This is a genomic window from Acinetobacter sp. RIT698, from assembly GCF_009668065.1.
Taxonomy (GTDB): domain Bacteria; phylum Pseudomonadota; class Gammaproteobacteria; order Pseudomonadales; family Moraxellaceae; genus Acinetobacter; species Acinetobacter guillouiae.
On sequence record NZ_WJYH01000010.1, the window covers coordinates 46,748 to 64,659 of the forward strand.

The following is a 17,912-nucleotide window of genomic DNA, read 5'->3' on the forward strand; positions in this document are numbered from 1 at the left end:
AAACAACCATATTCTTACGAAATATGGTTGGAGTAAACTTTATATTTATGAATGGCTTATTATTCGGCTAAAACAGTTTTGTCTTCCTCTTCATCATCTTCAGCAGAATCCATGCCTAATTCTTTGAGTTTGCGGGTTAAAGTGTTACGCCCCCAACCTAAGAGTTCAGCAGCATGACGTTTACGACCACGGGTTTGTTGAAGTGCTGCGATGATCAAAGTACGTTCAAACATTGGGGTGGCAATGTCTAAAATTTTCATTTCACCATTTTTAAGCTTTTGAATCGCCCATTGCGCCAGTAACTCATCCCAATGATGTAATGCAACACGGTCGATACCAGCTTGCGTTTGACCTTGATCATCAGATTTATTGATTGGAATTTGTTTTAATTCTGACGGTAAGTCTTCTGGATACACTTCACGGCCTGTGATCATCACAGTTAACCAGCGGCAGGTATTCTCGAGTTGACGTACGTTGCCTGGCCAAGGCAGTTTTTGAATATACTCTTGCGTTTCTGGGCGTAAAATTTTTGGACTAACCCCGAGTTCTTTACCCGCGCGTGCCAAGAAGTGTTGTGCCAACATCGGAATATCTTCAGAACGATGAGCAAGTTTAGGAATATGAATACGAATGACATTTAAGCGATGATATAAGTCTTCACGGAAACGGCCATCATTGACCAATTTTTCTAAATCTTGATGTGTTGCTGCCACGATACGAACATCAACACGAACTGGAATATGACCACCAACACGATAAAATTCACCATCTGCCAAAACACGGAGTAGACGTGTTTGTGTTTCAAATGGCATATCACCAATTTCATCTAAGAATAAGGTTCCACCATTGGCTTGTTCAAAACGACCTTGGCGTTGAGTATTGGCACCAGTAAATGCGCCTTTTTCATGACCAAATAATTCAGTTTCAATCAAATCTTTTGGAATAGCAGCCATGTTTAAAGCAATAAATGGTTTACTGCTTCTTGGTGAGTGGCGATGTAAAGCATGCGCAACTAACTCTTTACCTGTCCCAGACTCCCCGTTGATCAATACGGTAATATGCGATTGAGATAGACGTCCAATGGCGCGGAAAACTTCCTGCATTGCAGGGGATTCACCAATAATCTCAGTAGATTGAATTGGAGTGACTTTGGCAGATTCTTGTTGTTGCAGCTTGTTGATGTGTAAAATGGCACGATTCACCAGTGCAAGTGCTTCATCAATATCAAATGGCTTTGGAAGATATTCAAAAGCACCTGTTTGATAGCTCGATACTGCAGATTCTAAATCTGAGTGTGCTGTCATAATAATCACAGGCAGATCAGGATAACTTCCTTTGACTTTTCCTAGGAAGGTTAAACCATCAATGCCGGGCATACGAATATCAGTGAGAATGACATCTGGCGCATTGCTTGGAAGCTGATCTAAAGCAGATTGTGCTTCTTCAAAACTGGTGACATCGAAGCCTTCTTCTTTAAATGTTTTTTCCAAGACCCAACGCATAGCACGGTCGTCATCGATCACCCAAATTTTATTATGCGACATGGTTAGACTCCCAAGGTAGATATAAGCTAAATACTGTTTTTCCAGGAACGGATTGGCATTCAATCATTCCGTTGTGTTGATGCATGATATTTTGTGCGATGCTTAAGCCAAGACCTGTTCCTTTGGCACGGCCAGTCACAAGCGGATAAAACACGGATTCTAAAATTTCTTCAGGAACACCAGGGCCATTGTCTTCAATATCAATACGAATGGCTGATTTATTCAGTACGCCATTAATCGTCACCAAACGTTGAATGCGTGTACGCAACATCAGTTCAGGTTGATGATCAATAAAAAACTCACGATTCTCAGTCATCGCCTGTACCGCATTGACACTAATATTGAGCATCACTTGAATCAGTTGATCGCGATCTGCTTTGACATCAGGCAATGAAAGGTCATAGTCTCGTGTGATTTTAATTTTTTTCTTGGTTTGATTTACAATTAAAGAGCGAACACGTTCAAGCGGTTCATGCACGTTGACCAGTTCGTAGCTCGGGAGCTGACGTGAACCCAGCATAGTATCAGCAAGGTTTCTTAAACGATCGACTTCACTGATAATAATATCGGTGAACTCTGCATACTGTGGATCATTTAAACTACGAGCAAGCAGTTGAGTTGCACCACGAATTCCACCTAATGGGTTTTTGATTTCATGTGCAACACCTCGAATTAGTTGACGTGCAACTTGATGTTGTTGAATCAGGTTTTCTTCTTTAGAAATTTTAAGCATCCGATCAATCGGATTTAATTCAATTAATAGTAATGGGTGATAGGGTCTTCCTGTATTTAACTGCGACACTGAATAATCAACATGCATGTCTTTAAAGTTAACATTGATAATCGCTTCACGGCGTGTATAGGCTTGACCTGTTTTTATTGAGTTGTTTAATGCTTCCAAGGTATTAAAGCTATCATTTGGTGCATGTAAAATATTAATCACTGGCTGACCTGCCGCACGAAGCAAGCTAATATCAAACAATGCTTCGCATGATGAATTAAGATAAAAAATATTTAAATTACAATCGACCAAAAGAATTGCAGTGGTTAAATTATCCACAAGCAATCTATAATCAATTGTTGGGTATTGATCCATTAGCAGAGCTTTCCTGTCTTTAAATAGCGCAATGGCATCTGCACCTCGTTTTCTATTTTCCCGAACATGGGTGATTGAATCGGTTAAATCGTCCTGATATAAAGCAAGATGCACGCCAACTTTTAAATACTGCGCAGTTTTCTTACATGAATGATAAAAATTGCGCATTTACTGCGCTTTATTCAAGTGTAAAAACCTGCATTCATATTACGCTATCATTATATTGTTCCAAAATGGTGCATTGTAGTAATTTAATTATTTGATTGGGTGTATTTTGGTGCATTATACAAAGAGTGCAGTTTCCACCTGTTTTTATCTCTTGAAAAGTCATACAATACGCGGATTATAGTGGAGCGCAGATTCATGAAGTCCCCCAAAGTCGGTTTTGTATCTTTAGGTTGTCCTAAGGCATTGGTAGATTCTGAACGCATTTTAACGCAGTTAAAGACTGAAGGTTATGATGTTGCATCAGATTATGAAGGTGCTGATTTAGTTGTTGTGAACACCTGTGGTTTTATTGAATCTGCAGTACAAGAGTCTTTAGACGCAATTGGTGAAGCCATGAGCGCCAATGGTCGTGTGATTGTCACAGGCTGTTTGGGTAAAGATGAAGATAAAATTCGCCAGATGCATCCAAATGTCTTAAAAGTGACAGGTGCGGCGGCGTATCAAGATGTGATGGAAGCTGTCCATCAGTATGTTCCAGAACCACCGAAACACAATCCTTTTGTAGATCTTGTACCTGAACAAGGTATTCGTTTAACACCTAAACATTATGCTTATTTAAAAATATCAGAAGGCTGTAACCATCGTTGCACATTCTGCATTATTCCAAGCATGCGTGGTGATCTTGTGTCACGTCCTGTTGGCTCTGTATTAAATGAAGCACAGGCGTTAAAAAAAGCGGGTGTAAAAGAAGTCTTGGTGATTTCTCAAGACACCTCCGCTTATGGTGTAGATACCAAATATAAGCTTGATTTCTGGAATGGTCAGCCTGTTAAAACCAAATTCTATGACATGTGCGAAGCGCTTGGTCAGTTAGGGATTTGGGTGCGATTACATTATGTTTATCCATATCCACATGTGGATGCGGTGATTGACTTAATGGCACAGGGTAAAATTCTTCCGTATCTAGACATTCCTTTTCAACACGCCAGTCCGCGCATCTTAAAATTGATGAAGCGACCAGCTCATAGTGAAAACACCTTGGAACGTCTAAAATTATGGCGTGAAAAATGTCCTGAATTGGTTATTCGTTCAACATTTGTCGTGGGTTTTCCAGGTGAAACTGAAGAAGATTTTCAAATGTTATTGGACTGGTTACAAGAGGCGAAACTTGATCGTGTAGGTTGCTTTACCTACTCACCTGTAGAAGGTGCAACAGCCAACGATTTGCCTGATCATGTGCCTGAAGAAATTAAGCAACAACGCTATGAACGTTTTATGGAAGTTCAACAAGCGATTTCTGCTGAAAAACTGCAAAGTCGTATTGGTCAAACCATGACGGTTTTAGTGGATGATCTTGAAGAAGAATTCCCAGTCGCAGTTGCACGCTCTTATGCAGATGCACCTGAGATTGATGGTAATGTTTTTGTTGAAGATATTGATAAGTCAGTGATTAAAGCTGGTGATTTACTTGAAGTCGAAATTACAGATGCAGATGAATACGATTTATTTGCCAAGTTGATTCGCGTTAAATCAGCTTAAGTGTTGCCGATTTCGATTTGATTAAATACGAATAAAATTGTAGATATAAGTATTGGAGTTTTGTGATGTTAGATTCTAAAAAGCCACGCTATGAGCGAATTTTGCTGAAACTTTCGGGTGAAGCGCTTGCGGGTAATAAAGACATGGGGATTGATGCCCAAGTCTTAGATCAAATGTCTTTATCTATTGCTCACTTGGTTGGTTTGGGTGTGCAAGTGGGTATCGTGGTGGGTGGTGGTAACTTATACCGTGGTAGTCAATTGCAAAAAGATGGTTTGGTTGGCCGTGTAACGGGTGACCAAATGGGTATGCTTGCCACAGTAATGAATGGCTTAGCATTACGTGATGCTTTGGTTCGCCGTAACATCAAAACCCGTTTAATGTCAGCATTACCAATTGGTGCAGTAGTTGAAGCCTATTCAAGCCGTGATGCAATTCGCCACTTAACTCAAGGTGAGGTGTGTGTATTTGTTGCAGGAACAGGTAATCCATTCTTTACAACGGATACTGCAGCGTGCTTACGTGGTATTGAAATTGAAGCAAATCTTATTTTAAAAGCCACTAAAGTTGATGGTGTCTACAATAAAGACCCAAGCAAATATGATGATGCTGTTAAATATGACCATTTAAGTTTTGATGAAGTTTTAGATGAGAAACTTGGTGTCATGGATTTAACTGCAATTTGCTTATGCCGCGATCACAATGTGCCACTTCAAGTATTTGATATGAACAAGTCTGGTGCTTTGCTTTCTGTGGTAATGGGCGAAAAAGAGGGCACTCACGTTACAAACTAATGTACGTGGGTAGTAAAGCTCTTTATACTACTGCAATTTTAGATTAGGGTGTATTGACACTTCGCCTGTTTGTGAAATGTCATTAGACCTCATACACATTTAGATAAATAAGTAAGGAAGATCATATGATTAACGATCTTAAAAAAGACGCAGAAGACCGTATGAATAAGTCATTGGAGTCTTTGGAACATGGTTTTGCAAAGGTTCGTACAGGTCGTGCGCATCCATCGATCCTAAATGGAGTTATGGTTCCTTACTATGGTTCTGACGTGCCGTTAAACCAAGTGGCTAACGTGGGTGTTGAAGATTCACGTACTTTGTTGGTGCAACCATTTGAACGTTCAATGGTTTCTGCAATTGATAAAGCAATCCGTGAATCAGATTTGGGCTTAAACCCAGTAACTGCTGATGCGATTCGTGTACCAATGGCAGCTTTGACAGAAGAAACACGTAAAGATATGCAGAAAGTTGCACGAAATGAAGCAGAAAATGCCAAAGTTGCGATTCGTAATATTCGTCGTGATGTTTTAGGCGATATCAAATCATTATTAAAAGATAAAGAAATTTCTGAAGATGATGAGCGTCGTGCAGGCGATGATATCCAAAAAATTACCGATAAATTTGTTGCTGAAGTGGACAAACGTCTTGCTGCGAAAGAAGCTGAATTGATGAAGGTCTAAGATTTAAATGACCACATCTGAAGACAATCATCTTCCAAAACATGTTGCCATCATCATGGATGGCAACAATCGTTTTGCAAAAAAGAAACAACTGCAAAAAGGTGATGGACACCGTGAAGGTAAAAATGTCCTAGATCCGATTGTAGAGCATTGCCGTAAAGTTGGTGTTCAGGCGCTTACTGTGTTTGCTTTTTCAAGTGAAAACTGGAATCGACCACAGTATGAAGTTGATTTGTTAATGAAATTGTTGGAAGACACAATTCATGAGCAAATTCCACGGATGGAAAAATTCGAAATTTCGTTGAGATTTATTGGTGATCGTAGTCGGCTTTCTCCAGAGCTACGTGAATTAATGTTGCATGCTGAACAAAGGACTGCTAAGTTCAGTAACATGACTTTAACAATTGCAATTAGTTATGGTGGTATGTGGGATATCGCAGATACTGCACGTAAACTTGCGCAACAGGTTAAAGATCAACAAATTGATGTGAATCAAATCAATACTGAGTTATTTGCACAACAAATAAGTTTGGGGGATTTGCCACCCGTGGATTTATTGATTCGTACAGGCGGTGATTACCGACTGTCTAATTTCTTACTGTGGCAGGCTGCATACGCTGAGTTATATTTTACTGAGACATTATGGCCAGAATTTACAGTGCAAGAGTTGGATCATGCGTTCAATATTTTTTCAGGGCGTGAAAGACGTTTCGGAAAAACCTCTGAACAAATTCAACAAGAACATATAGAGAATTTATAATGTTAGAGCGGATTATAACCGCATTGGTATTGGTGGCAGTTGTACTGAGTTGTATGTTTGCAACAAAATCTCAATATCCAATGTTAGTGTTAATGATTATCGCAGCTGGGGCAGCAGGTTATGAGTGGTTTAAACTCATGCCACATGAATCTGACCATGTGAAGAAAATTAAAGCTGCTGGATTCGGTGTATTGACCGCTTTTTTTTCAGGGTTAGCATTATATTTTAATGATTTGGCGCTTATTCTTTGGAGTGCCTCTATTCTCACTTGGTTGTGTAGTCTGTATTGGGTAAAACATTATCCTGAATACGATGGCTGGTACAATATCACTTTAAATATTGTTGGCTTGGTTTTAATCAGTGCTGCAGTTACTGCTATTTTTGAAGTTTGGAAAAGCTCGCCTTGGTGGTTGATGTACCTGTTCTTGTTGGTTTGGGGCGCGGACAGTGGTGCATATTTTGTTGGGCGTAAATTTGGTAAGCGTAAACTTGCGCCAGATGTGAGTCCAAACAAATCAATTGAAGGTTTGATTGGTGGGATTGTCACTGTTGCGATTGTGATCATTGTGGTTCAATCGATTTACCTACATTTAACGCTTCCACAACATATTCTTTTCCTAGTTTTGTCTATTGTGACTGTGTTTAGCTCTGTGCTTGGCGACTTGTTTGAATCTATGATCAAACGTCGTGCAGGAATTAAAGACTCAGGTCGTATCCTTCCAGGACATGGTGGGGTGCTTGATCGTATAGATTCATTGCTTGCTGCGGCTCCGTTTTTTGCGGCTGGCATGTATGTTTTAAAACTTATTGGTGTAGATTTATAGATGTCACAATCTGTTTGTATATTAGGTGTTACAGGTTCTATTGGGCGCAGTACTTTAAAAATTTTACAACAGCATTCGGACCAGTATTCAGTTTTTGCAGTGACTGGATTTAGTCGAATCAAAGAACTCAGTGAAATATGCAAACAATATCGACCGAAATGTGTTGTTGTACCATCGGATAAAGTAGATGAGTTACAACAGCTACTTGCTATACATCAGATTTTTGATATCGAAATCCTCACAGATGAAGCAGGGCTTATCACCGTATCGGAACATCCTGATGTAGATGTAGTGATGGCAGCAATTGTTGGTGCAGCAGGATTGTTGCCTACTTTAGCCGCAGTGAAAGCAGGTAAGCGCGTTTTACTTGCCAACAAAGAAGCCTTGGTGATGTCTGGCGATATTATGCTTCAAGCAGCTAAAGATCATCATGCTTTGTTACTGCCTGTCGACTCTGAACATAATGCTATTTTTCAATGTCTTCCTCAAAATTATTTACAGATTCAATCCAATGGTGAGCCTCAATTGGGGGTCAAGCAAGTTTTGTTGACTGCTTCAGGCGGCCCATTTTTAAATTTTAGTTTAGAACAATTAAAAACCGTAACACCTGCACAAGCCTGTAAACATCCAAATTGGTCGATGGGACAAAAAATCTCGGTAGATTCTGCAACCCTGATGAATAAAGGTTTAGAATTGATCGAAGCATGTCATTTATTTTCAATTAAAGAACAATTTGTTACAGTTGTTGTTCATCCACAAAGTATCATTCATTCAATGGTTCAATATGTGGATGGTTCAACTTTGGCTCAAATGGGTAATCCTGATATGTGTACGCCGATTGCGCATGCACTTGCATGGCCTGAGCGGATTCAAACTCATGTCCCGCCTCTGGATTTATTTGTCCATTCACAACTCGATTTTCAAGCGCCAGATATTACGCGTTTTCCATCGCTTAAACTGGCTCGAAATGCTATGCAGGCGGGTGGATTGGCACCGTCTATTCTCAATGCTGCTAATGAAATTGCTGTGAGTGCTTTTTTACAGCAAAAAATTGCATTTTTAGAAATTTCACAAGTGGTTGAACATACCTTAAATCACGTTCAAAATGGTTTGGCAGATTCGATTGACACGATTTTGCAGACAGATCAACTTGCGCGCCAAGTTGCTTCACAACGCATTACACAATTGGGAAGCTGATCATGAGTGTTCTATTTATCATTGTTGCTGCCATATTCTTACTTGGTCCGCTGATTGCGATTCATGAATTTGGACATTATTGGGTTGCACGTAAACTCGGTGTAAAAGTACTGGTCTATTCGATTGGTTTTGGTCCAACTTTGTTGAAGTGGACATCGAAAAAATCAGGCATCCAATATCAACTTTCAGCATTACCACTGGGTGGTTATGTCAAAATGTTGGATGAGCGTGAGGGGAATGTCAGTGCGGAAGATTTGCCGTTAGCATTTAACCGTCAGCCACCATGGAAGCGTATTGCGATTGTTGCTGCAGGTCCATTGATCAATTTGATTTTTGCAATAGTCCTGTTCTGGATTCTATTTCTTCCTGCACAAGAGCAATTAAATACTCGTGTTGGTGCAATTCTACCCAATACTCCTGCTGCAACAGCTCAAATGCAGATTGGCGATAAAATTGTTGCTGTAGATGGAACCGATGTCAGCACTTGGGAGAAACTCAACTATGCCATCGTTGACCGTGTTGGTGAAACAGGTCATATCGATGTTCAAGTTGAGCGTAATGGTCAGCCGCAGGGTTTTGCTTTACCGATCAAGAATTTCTTAAAAGACCAAAGTCAGTCACCATTTGATGTATTGGGTTTTACCCCATATCGTCCACAGATTCCTGCAACTGTTTATAAGTTAAGTAGTGATGGCGCTGCGATTCGTCAAGGGATGAAAGAAGGTGACCAAATCATTTCAATCAATCAGGTGAAAATGAAAGATTGGTTTGATGTGGTAGATGTGGTACAAAAATCACCTGAAAAGTTACTTAAAGTTGATGTGTTACGCCAAGGGCAGATTGTACATTTACAAGTAATGCCGCAAGGTAAACGTGACAATATGGGAAATGTAACAGGTATGTTAGGTGTGCAAGCACAGACTGATAAACTAACAATTCCTACTGAATATAAACAAACAATTCAATATAATCCTGCTGAAGCTTTTGTTGTTGCTGTTGAAAAGACTGGGCAACTTTCAGCAATGATTTTGAATTCGATGGTGAAGATGGTGCGTGGTTTAATTGGCTTAGATAATTTGTCGGGTCCAATTACTATTGCAAAAGTCGCCGGTCAAAGTGCTGAAATGGGGTGGCAGACATTCATTTCATTTATGGCTTTGATGAGTGTGAGTTTGGGGATTTTAAATTTATTGCCTATTCCGATGTTAGATGGCGGTCATTTGGTTTATTACATTATTGAAGCAATTCGTGGTAAGCCTGTTTCTGAACAAATACAATTGGTTGGGTTAAAAATTGGTATGGTACTGCTTGGTAGCATGATGCTTCTTGCAATATTTAATGATTTTATGCGTTTATAACGCAATTGTGGATTAACTTACTGGAAAATAATAGGCATGCAGCACTCACATTTATTTATGCCATTAGCGCTCGTTAGTGCGATGGCAGCTGTACAGCAAGTACAAGCGGCAGATGAGTTCATTGCACGTGATATCCGTGTGGATGGCTTGGTTCGTTTAACGCAACAAAATGTTCTTGCACTTTTACCAATAAATAGTGGTGACCGTGTCAATGATCCTGCAATTGCGGATTCAATTCGTGCTTTATATGCTTCAAATCTTTTTGATGATATACAAGCATCGAACCAAGACGGTGTCTTGGTGTTTAAAGTGATTGAGCGTCCAGTAATTTCAAAAATTAATTTTAAAGGCAATAAACTAATTCCGAAAGAAGCTTTAACGGATGGTTTAAAGAAAATGGGCTTGGCCGAAGGCGAAGTGCTTAAAAAATCTGCCTTACAAACTTTAGAAACTGAGTTGGAGCAACAATATGCTCAACAAGGTCGTTATGATGCAGATATTAAAGTTGAACAAGTTGCTCAACCAAATAACCGCGTTGAATTGAATATCAATTTTAATGAAGGTAAGCCTGCAAAAGTATTTGATATCAATATTATTGGTAATACCGTATTTAAAGAAGACGACATTAAACAAGCGTTTGCAGTAAAAGAGAGTGGCTGGTTATCGGTTATTTCTCGAAATGACCGTTATGCACGTGAAAAAATGTCAGCAAGTTTAGAATCATTACGTGCGCTATATCTCAATAAAGGTTATATCAATTTTGATATTAACAGTTCGAATTTAAATCTTAGTGAAGATAAAAAGCATATCTTTATTGAAGTTTCAGTCAATGAAGGCGAGCAATTTAAATTTGGCGAAACTAAATTTTTAGGCGATGCCCTTTATAAGACTGAAGATCTACAAGCGCTGCAAATCTATAAAGATGGCACAACGTATTCTCAAGAAAAAGTCAATGCTGTAAAGCAGTTACTACTCCGTAAATATGGTAATGCGGGTTACTACTATGCAGAAGTAAATGTAGTCCCTGAAATCAATAATGAAACTCATATTGTTGACTTAAATTACTATATTAATCCTGGTCAACAAGTGACTGTGCGTCGTATTAACTTTACCGGTAATACCAAAACTGCGGATGAAGTATTACGTCGTGAAATGCGCCAAATGGAAGGTGCTTTAGCGAGTAATGAAAAAATTGACTTGTCTAAAGTCCGTTTAGAACGTACTGGCTTCTTTAGTAAAGTTGATGTTAAACCTGTTCGTGTACCGAACTTACCAGATCAAATGGACTTGAATATTGATGTTGAAGAGCAACATTCCGGTACCAGTACATTGGCTGTGGGTTATTCTCAGAATGGTGGTATCACATTCCAAGCAGGTTTAAGTCAAACCAACTTTATGGGTACAGGTAATCGAGTTTCTATCGATTTATCTCGTTCAGAAACCCAAGATTACTATAATTTAAGTGTCACTGATCCATATTTTACTATTGATGGTGTCAGCCGTGGTTATAACATGTACTACCGTAAAACCAAGTTGAATGACGACTATAACGTTAACAACTATGTGACGGACAGTATCGGTGGTGGTGTTACATTTGGTTATCCAATTGATGAAAACCAAAATATTAGCGCGGGTCTAAACGTTGACCAAACTAAAGTAACAACTGGCGCTTATGTTTCAACTTACGTACGTGACTATTTATTAGCAAATGGTGGTAAGAAAACCCATACATCAACATATTGTACAGTTGATTTAGAACCACTTTATGAGGACCCAAAAGATCCTAACAAAATAACTGGTTATAAAGACTGTCCTGCTGATAAGTTATCTTCATATGATGATGCATTTGAAGGCAAATACCTAACTTATAATTTAAATTTAGGTTGGTCATATAATACACTGAACCGCCCAATTTTCCCTACAAATGGTACTTCACATCGTGTTAATGCTGAAATCGCATTACCAGGTAGTGATGTTGAATATCAAAAAGTCACTTACGATGCACAGACTTATTTCCCATTAGGCCGTGATTTCGTGTTACGTGGCTATGGTAAGTTGGGTTATGGTAATGATTTACCATTCTATAAAAACTTCTATGCGGGTGGTTTTGGTTCAGTCCGCGGTTATGACAACAGTACATTAGGTCCAAAATACCCTGGTGTGACCTATAACGAAAGAAAAACCAGAGATTACGATCCAGAAGAAGTCGGGGGTAATGCTTTAGTACAATTCGGTACAGAATTGGCTTTACCTGTTCCATTTAAAGGTGATTGGGCACGTCAGATCCGTCCAGTGATTTTTGCTGAAGGCGCACAAGTCTTTGATACAAATTGTAGTACTGCCACTGGAAAACTGTACTGGAATGGGGGTACTGCTGATCAAGGTGTAGATGCAAAACAATATTGTAAAGATAATTACGATTTTGACTTTGGTAACATGCGCTATAGTGTTGGTGTAGGCTTTACTTGGATTACCATGATTGGCCCACTTTCGTTGAGTTATGCATTCCCATTGAATGACAAACCGGGCGATGAAACTAAAAATATTCAATTCGAGATTGGTCGTACTTTCTAAGTACGATCTTTTCACGAGATTTAACTTAATATAAGGAACAATGATGAAAACAATGAAAATGGCCATTATGGGCCTAGGTTTGGGTTTTGCTGGATTGGTTCAAGCGGCAGGTTTTGGTGTAGTTGATCTAGAAAAAGTTGTAGAAAGTAGCACTTACTTAAAGCAACAGAATGCAAGTTTAGAACAATCTGTTAAGCCGCAAACCACGAAGCTTGAACAAATCACCAAAGATATTGAAGCATTGAAACAAAAAGCACAGGCTCAAGGTGCAAATGTTCAACAAATTAATGCGCAATACCAAGCAAAAGTGAATGAATTCCAAACGATTCAGCAAGGTGTTCAGGCGAAAGTACAAAGTACAATTCAAAACACTAATGCAACTTTTGAGGCTCGTGTAAAGCAAGTTGCTGAACAATTGCGCCAAGAAGGTGGATTAGACTTTGTTTTGAATAAAAATTCAGCACTTGCTTATGACGCAAAGAGTGATTTAACTGCTAAAATGATCCAAAAGGTTAATGCAATTAAATAATCAATGAAATCAAATCGTTTTCATCTCGATGAATTAGCTCAGCTTGTACAAGGTGAGCTAATTGGTCAACCCAATTATGTTTTAGATGGGCTTGCAAGTTTAGAACATGCGCAATCCAATCATATTTCTTTTGTAAATAACGACAAATACTTGAATGAAGCTCAAAACTCTAAAGCCGGTGCTTTGATCGTCACGGCAGAGTTAAAAGATCAGCTTACAAATTGCCAAAATTTTATTGTTGTCCGCAATCCCTATCTTGCCTTTGCAATTTTAACCCATCAATTTGAAGTTAAAGTAAGCAAACGGGGTATTGAAAGTACTGCGCAAATCTCTCCTTCAGCAATTATTGCAGATGATACTTATATTGGTCATTATGTTGTGATTGGTGATGATTGTGTGGTCGGTGCAAATACAATTATCCAATCGCACAGCAAAATTGATGATGGTGTTGAAATTGGCAAAGACGGTTTTGTCGATTCTCATGTGACCATTACAGGCCAAACAAAAATCGCAGATCGTGTTCGGATTCATTCCAATACTGCAATTGGTGGAGAGGGCTTCGGTTTTGCACCTTATCAAGGAAAGTGGAATCGTATAGCTCAATTGGGTTCTGTACGTATCGGAAATGATGTGCGTATAGGTTCAAATTGCAGTATTGATCGTGGTGCTTTGGACGATACAATCATTCATGATGGTGTCATTATTGATAACCTTGTGCAAATCGCCCATAACGTGCAGATTGGCGAGAATACTGCCATCGCAGCCAAGTGTGGTATTGCGGGCAGTACGATTATTGGCAAAAACTGTGTTCTTGCAGGTGCTGTTGGTATCGTAGGGCATATAAAAATCACTGATAATGTCACAATTACTGGAATGTCAATAGTCACAAAAAGTATTTCTGAGGCAGGTTCTTATTCTTCAGGTACTGGACAATTTGAAACAAATCATTGGAAAAGGACGGTTGTGCGCTTAAGACAATTAGCAGATGTGCCATTGACCAAACTGGTGAAACAAATAGATCATATGCAGGCTCAAATTGAGTCCATTGAATCAACTTTAAAGTCGCGTAAATAATTATGACTGAGTCTAAATCTCTACCTTTTACGGTTCCTGAATTACCAATGCAAACCCAAACGATTCGCGAGTATTTGCCACATCGTTATCCATTTTTGCTTGTCGATCGTGTAACTGAAGTTACAGAGAATGGGATTGTAGGATACAAAAACGTTTCAATTAATGAAGAATTTATGCAGGGTCATTTCCCTGGCTATCCAATTATGCCGGGTGTTTTGATCGTTGAGGCGATGGCACAAGTTTCTGGTGTGCTCGGTTTTATCATGAATAATGAAAAACCAAGACCAGGTTCTTTGTTCTTATTCGCTGGTGCTGAAAAAATACGATTTAAAAAACAAGTCGTACCAGGCGACCAACTCGTGCTAAAATCTGAATTACTCATGCAAAAACGTGGCATTTACAAGTATTTATGTACTGCCAGTGTTGACGGCGTGGTAGCAGCAACCGCTGAAATTATCATTTCTCATCAGAAATTAGAGCAGGCATGAGCAATAACGACTTAATCCACCCAACCGCTATTATTGACTCTTCTGCAGTGATAGCACCAGATGTCCAAATTGGACCATATTGTATTATTGGTCCGCAAGTGACGATTGGTGCTGGTACCAAACTTCACTCACATGTTGTGATTGGAGGCTATACACGTATTGGTGAAAATAACGATATTTTCCAATTCGCAAGTGTAGGTGAAATTTGTCAAGATTTAAAATACCAAGGTGAAGAAACTTGGTTAGAAATTGGCGACAACAATAAAATCCGTGAACATTGCAGCTTACACCGTGGCACTGTTCAAGATCGAGGCCTAACCAAAATAGGAAGCAATAACCTATTGATGGTGAATACGCATATTGCACATGATTGTTTGATTGGAAATAACAATATTTTTGCAAATAATGTCGGCATCGCTGGCCATGTTCACATTGGCGATTTCGTCATTGTGGGCGGGAATTCAGGTATCCATCAATTCTGTAAGATTGATTCTTATAGTATGATTGGTGGTGCATCACTGATTCTTAAAGATGTTCCTGCTTATGTCATGGTTTCAGGTAATCCTGCGCATGCTTATGGTATGAATGTTGAAGGGATGCGTCGTAAAGGCTGGTCTAAGAATGTGATTCAAGGCTTAAGAGAGTCGTTTAAATTGATCTATAAAGAGAATTTAACCACTGAACAAGCCATTGAAAAAATTCGTCAAGAGATCCTTCCAGAAGTTGAAGAAGTCCAGTTATTGATTGATTCAGTATTAGAATCTAAGCGCGGTATCGTGCGTTAATTGTTAAAGATTTCAATAAAAAAATGCCTCTATTGAGGCATTTTTTTTATTGTCTAAATTGTGAATAAGCGGATTAACCTTTTTTGAAAAAACCTGCTTCTTCTGATTTAGGGTAGGTGCTTAACAGTTTGCTTTTATAGACATTCGCAGTTTGTGTGTTCTTGTTGACATCTTTGGCAATACTATAAAGTTGGTATAAAGCACGCGGTGCTTTAGACGAGTTTGGAAATTTAGCTGCCACGATTTCATAGTTTTTCTTGGCTTCATTGTAATTTGGTGGATCAATTGCCAATTGGAACTCTGCTAACCAAAAATAAGCATTTCCAGTATAAATGCTGTTTGGGTAGTTTTTAATAAAGTTTTGCATAGGGGCGATGGCTTGTTTTGCACCGCCTTTTTTATAGGCATCTAAAGCAATGGTATAAGCTGCTTTTTCCAGTGCAACAGGATCACTGGTATTGTTGCTACTGTTGGCTGGTGTTGCTGGATTTTGAGCCGTTGTTGGTGCCGTGCTATTCGTTGTAGCTTTGCTTGCAGTGGTTGTTTGATCGGTTGCGGTTGAACTATCGACAGGTGCATTTTCAGCAGGTGCTTGTTCTGGTTGATTGCTTTCAGGTTCAAGTTTCTGATTGAGCAGTTCAAGACGCTGATCTAAATCGGTATAGCGGTTGGTGAGTTCTTTGTTTAGTTGATCAATGGCATGATCTTGTTCTTCAATCTTGCCACGTAATTCACGAATTTGATTTTCTAATTGTTGATTCTTTTGTATTAAATCCCAATTCATATTTCCAGCAATGGGTGCTGGTGAATTTGTTACATCATTTCGAGATGATGCAGTATCACTTAATCCACGAGATTCTATAGGGATTGCATATAAAGATGCTGAACTGAGTAAGGCAATAGAAAACAGGGCATGCTTTTTTAGCATAATTTAAAATCCATCAAAGTCAAAATTTCTCAAATACACTGATATGGGCTATTTGAAAATCAATAATTGTTATCATTAAAAACGGCTAGGGACGGAATTGCAAGATGCTTTTACAATCTTCAGCTAATTCTAATGTAATATGAAGCGTTTTTGTATTTTAAAGCCTGTCATCTATGAAGTAGTGCTGAGATAAAATTCAGTAGAAGATTGACTGATGCTTGATAAGTTCAAAGAGCTATTGAAAAGAAAAGTTAGAATTTCTGTTAAAAATTAACCATATTGATGATGAAATAAGCAAACGAATGAATAACTTGAGAAAATCACAATGTTAGGCTTGAAAGAAAATTAAAAATCTCTATACTCTGTTCTTGCAATGGTAGCCCTGCTGGTGGTTTCGCAATTGTACTCTGAAAACCCCGCCAGGACCGGAAGGTAGCAACGGTATCAGAAATACGATGTGCCGAGATTTTGCTAGTAGGGCTGCCACCAGATTTCTAAATCTACGAATAATAATAACTCAATATATCCATTCGATTTATATCCTGCATTTTGAAAACATCTTTGCTATTTAATTTCTGAAAATTTTATATTCTCAATCTTTAGACCATCTGATTTAATTCAACCATCATTTTTTAGTCGTGACTAAAGATCTATCACTCTTATTGAGCTTATATTGAGAATACGCATATCGTTTTATCGATGAATGAAATGATAGCTTGTACAGTGCTAAAAGATATTTTATTCGCTTAGAATTTATAACAAATTAAAAATGAGAAGGGAATTCTATCAATAGATTCTCAATCTACATCTTAATGAAAAGTTGATCTTGAATTGTATCGACTAGCCATCATCAATCATCACTTGGTTTTTTTGAAATTGCTTTCATAATCGCATCCATTTCAAAACCACGATATTGTAAAAAGCGAATTTGTTTGGCTTTAATTTTTGGATCTTTACTGACCTCTGTACCATATTTTTTAACTTTCAATTGGTAGGCCTGTTCATACCAATCAATTTCTGCAATATCCTCTTGTACTAAGGCTTTATCCAGTTGTTTGGCACGTAAAGCCAGTTTGATTCGATTCGGGCCCTTACCTCTACGGACTTGGCTACGCACAGTCATTTCCGCGACACGTTGGTCACTTTGGTAGTTATTCGCTGACAACTCATCAACCAAAATTAAAACTTCCTCACGGCTTTGCGCATAGGTCATCAGCTTTTCAATCAGATCAGCTTTGGAATATTCTTTTCGAGTCAACACCGCAAAAGCATAAGAACGCAAACGTGTACCTGTTAAGCCCTGTGGTTTGGGTGCAAGATCCTGTTCCGCATTAAAGGCGTGTTCATCATTTGCAATGCCAGAATCAAGTTCTGCAGGTTGGGATGTAGAATGCTGATACTCTGTTGTTTCCTGTTCACCAAATTGCTGTTTGAGTTTTTGGTAATCTAACAATTTGGGAAATTTTGCTTGGCTCATAGCTATTGATAACAATCTATTTATTTCAGAGATAAACGCTAGTTTAGCTTTAATTCACTTTTTTAACAGTGCAAATGCTATACGGATGAATTTTCCT

At 38.7% G+C, this 17,912-nt stretch carries 16 protein-coding genes and 1 other RNA gene; 13 read left to right on the forward strand and 4 right to left on the reverse strand.

Translation table 11 applies throughout. The annotated features are described in order from the left end of the window. Positions 1-59: 59 nt before the first annotated feature. A complete protein-coding gene (gene glnG / locus GJV03_RS06435) occupies positions 60-1,544 on the reverse strand; it encodes a nitrogen regulation protein NR(I) (protein WP_154129698.1) in 1,485 nt (494 codons plus the stop codon). Continuing rightward, positions 1,534-2,640 (reverse strand): nitrogen regulation protein NR(II), encoded by a 1,107-nt coding sequence (gene glnL / locus GJV03_RS06440; RefSeq protein WP_034613940.1) that lies wholly within the window; start codon positions 2,638-2,640, stop codon positions 1,534-1,536. The genes glnG and glnL overlap by 11 nt, the downstream gene beginning before the upstream one ends. A gap of 363 nt (positions 2,641-3,003) precedes the next feature. Between glnL and rimO the strand changes: the two genes are divergently transcribed. The 12 genes from rimO (at position 3,004) to lpxA (ending at position 15,410) form a co-directional block, all read left to right on the forward strand. Beyond that, positions 3,004-4,347 carry a 30S ribosomal protein S12 methylthiotransferase RimO gene (gene rimO, locus GJV03_RS06445; RefSeq protein WP_004719723.1) on the forward strand — a complete coding sequence of 448 codons (1,344 nt, stop codon included), beginning with the start codon at positions 3,004-3,006 and terminating at the stop codon, positions 4,345-4,347. Between the two features lie 65 nt (positions 4,348-4,412). Next, on the forward strand, positions 4,413-5,141 hold the full coding sequence (gene pyrH / locus GJV03_RS06450) for a UMP kinase (protein WP_004719725.1): 729 nt from the start codon (positions 4,413-4,415) through the stop codon (positions 5,139-5,141). A gap of 125 nt (positions 5,142-5,266) precedes the next feature. Further along, entirely contained in the window at positions 5,267-5,821 is a 555-nt protein-coding gene (gene frr / locus GJV03_RS06455) for a ribosome recycling factor (RefSeq protein WP_004719727.1), read from the forward strand. A gap of 7 nt (positions 5,822-5,828) precedes the next feature. Next, entirely contained in the window at positions 5,829-6,581 is a 753-nt protein-coding gene (uppS, locus tag GJV03_RS06460; RefSeq protein WP_004719730.1) for a polyprenyl diphosphate synthase, read from the forward strand. Continuing rightward, positions 6,581-7,405, forward strand: a complete 825-nt coding sequence (locus tag GJV03_RS06465) for a phosphatidate cytidylyltransferase (RefSeq protein ID WP_004719733.1) — start codon at positions 6,581-6,583, stop codon at positions 7,403-7,405. Before uppS ends, GJV03_RS06465 begins: the two co-directional genes overlap by 1 nt. Then, on the forward strand, positions 7,406-8,602 hold the full coding sequence (ispC, locus tag GJV03_RS06470; RefSeq protein WP_154129699.1) for a 1-deoxy-D-xylulose-5-phosphate reductoisomerase: 1,197 nt from the start codon (positions 7,406-7,408) through the stop codon (positions 8,600-8,602). It begins immediately after the preceding gene. A 2-nt stretch (positions 8,603-8,604) separates the two neighbouring features. Continuing rightward, positions 8,605-9,960 (forward strand): RIP metalloprotease RseP, encoded by a 1,356-nt coding sequence (gene rseP, locus GJV03_RS06475; RefSeq protein WP_105712469.1) that lies wholly within the window; start codon positions 8,605-8,607, stop codon positions 9,958-9,960. A 36-nt stretch (positions 9,961-9,996) separates the two neighbouring features. Beyond that, a complete protein-coding gene (gene bamA / locus GJV03_RS06480) occupies positions 9,997-12,534 on the forward strand; it encodes an outer membrane protein assembly factor BamA (protein WP_154129700.1) in 2,538 nt (845 codons plus the stop codon). Positions 12,535-12,577: 43 nt separating this feature from the next. Further along, positions 12,578-13,063 (forward strand): OmpH family outer membrane protein, encoded by a 486-nt coding sequence (locus GJV03_RS06485; protein WP_004719741.1) that lies wholly within the window; start codon positions 12,578-12,580, stop codon positions 13,061-13,063. A 3-nt stretch (positions 13,064-13,066) separates the two neighbouring features. Then, positions 13,067-14,137: a UDP-3-O-(3-hydroxymyristoyl)glucosamine N-acyltransferase gene (lpxD, locus tag GJV03_RS06490; RefSeq protein ID WP_154129701.1), complete on the forward strand. Its 1,071-nt coding sequence runs from the start codon at positions 13,067-13,069 to the stop codon at positions 14,135-14,137. 2 nt (positions 14,138-14,139) lie between these two features. Continuing rightward, positions 14,140-14,625 carry a 3-hydroxyacyl-ACP dehydratase FabZ gene (fabZ, locus tag GJV03_RS06495; RefSeq protein WP_004719745.1) on the forward strand — a complete coding sequence of 162 codons (486 nt, stop codon included), beginning with the start codon at positions 14,140-14,142 and terminating at the stop codon, positions 14,623-14,625. Then, positions 14,622-15,410: an acyl-ACP--UDP-N-acetylglucosamine O-acyltransferase gene (gene lpxA, locus GJV03_RS06500; protein WP_004719746.1), complete on the forward strand. Its 789-nt coding sequence runs from the start codon at positions 14,622-14,624 to the stop codon at positions 15,408-15,410. The genes fabZ and lpxA overlap by 4 nt, the downstream gene beginning before the upstream one ends. Positions 15,411-15,483: 73 nt before the next feature. Here lpxA and GJV03_RS06505 read toward each other — a convergent pair whose 3' ends face one another. Next, positions 15,484-16,341, reverse strand: a complete 858-nt coding sequence (locus GJV03_RS06505) for a YbgF trimerization domain-containing protein (protein ID WP_354666838.1) — start codon at positions 16,339-16,341, stop codon at positions 15,484-15,486. Between the two features lie 380 nt (positions 16,342-16,721). Between GJV03_RS06505 and ffs the strand changes: the two genes are divergently transcribed. Beyond that, an RNA gene (gene ffs, locus GJV03_RS06510) (signal recognition particle sRNA small type) lies at positions 16,722-16,818 on the forward strand. 370 nt (positions 16,819-17,188) lie between these two features. Here the strand turns inward: ffs and GJV03_RS06515 are convergent. Next, on the reverse strand, positions 17,189-17,815 hold the full coding sequence (locus GJV03_RS06515) for a regulatory protein RecX (RefSeq protein WP_105712473.1): 627 nt from the start codon (positions 17,813-17,815) through the stop codon (positions 17,189-17,191). Between the last annotated feature and the right edge of the window lie 97 nt (positions 17,816-17,912).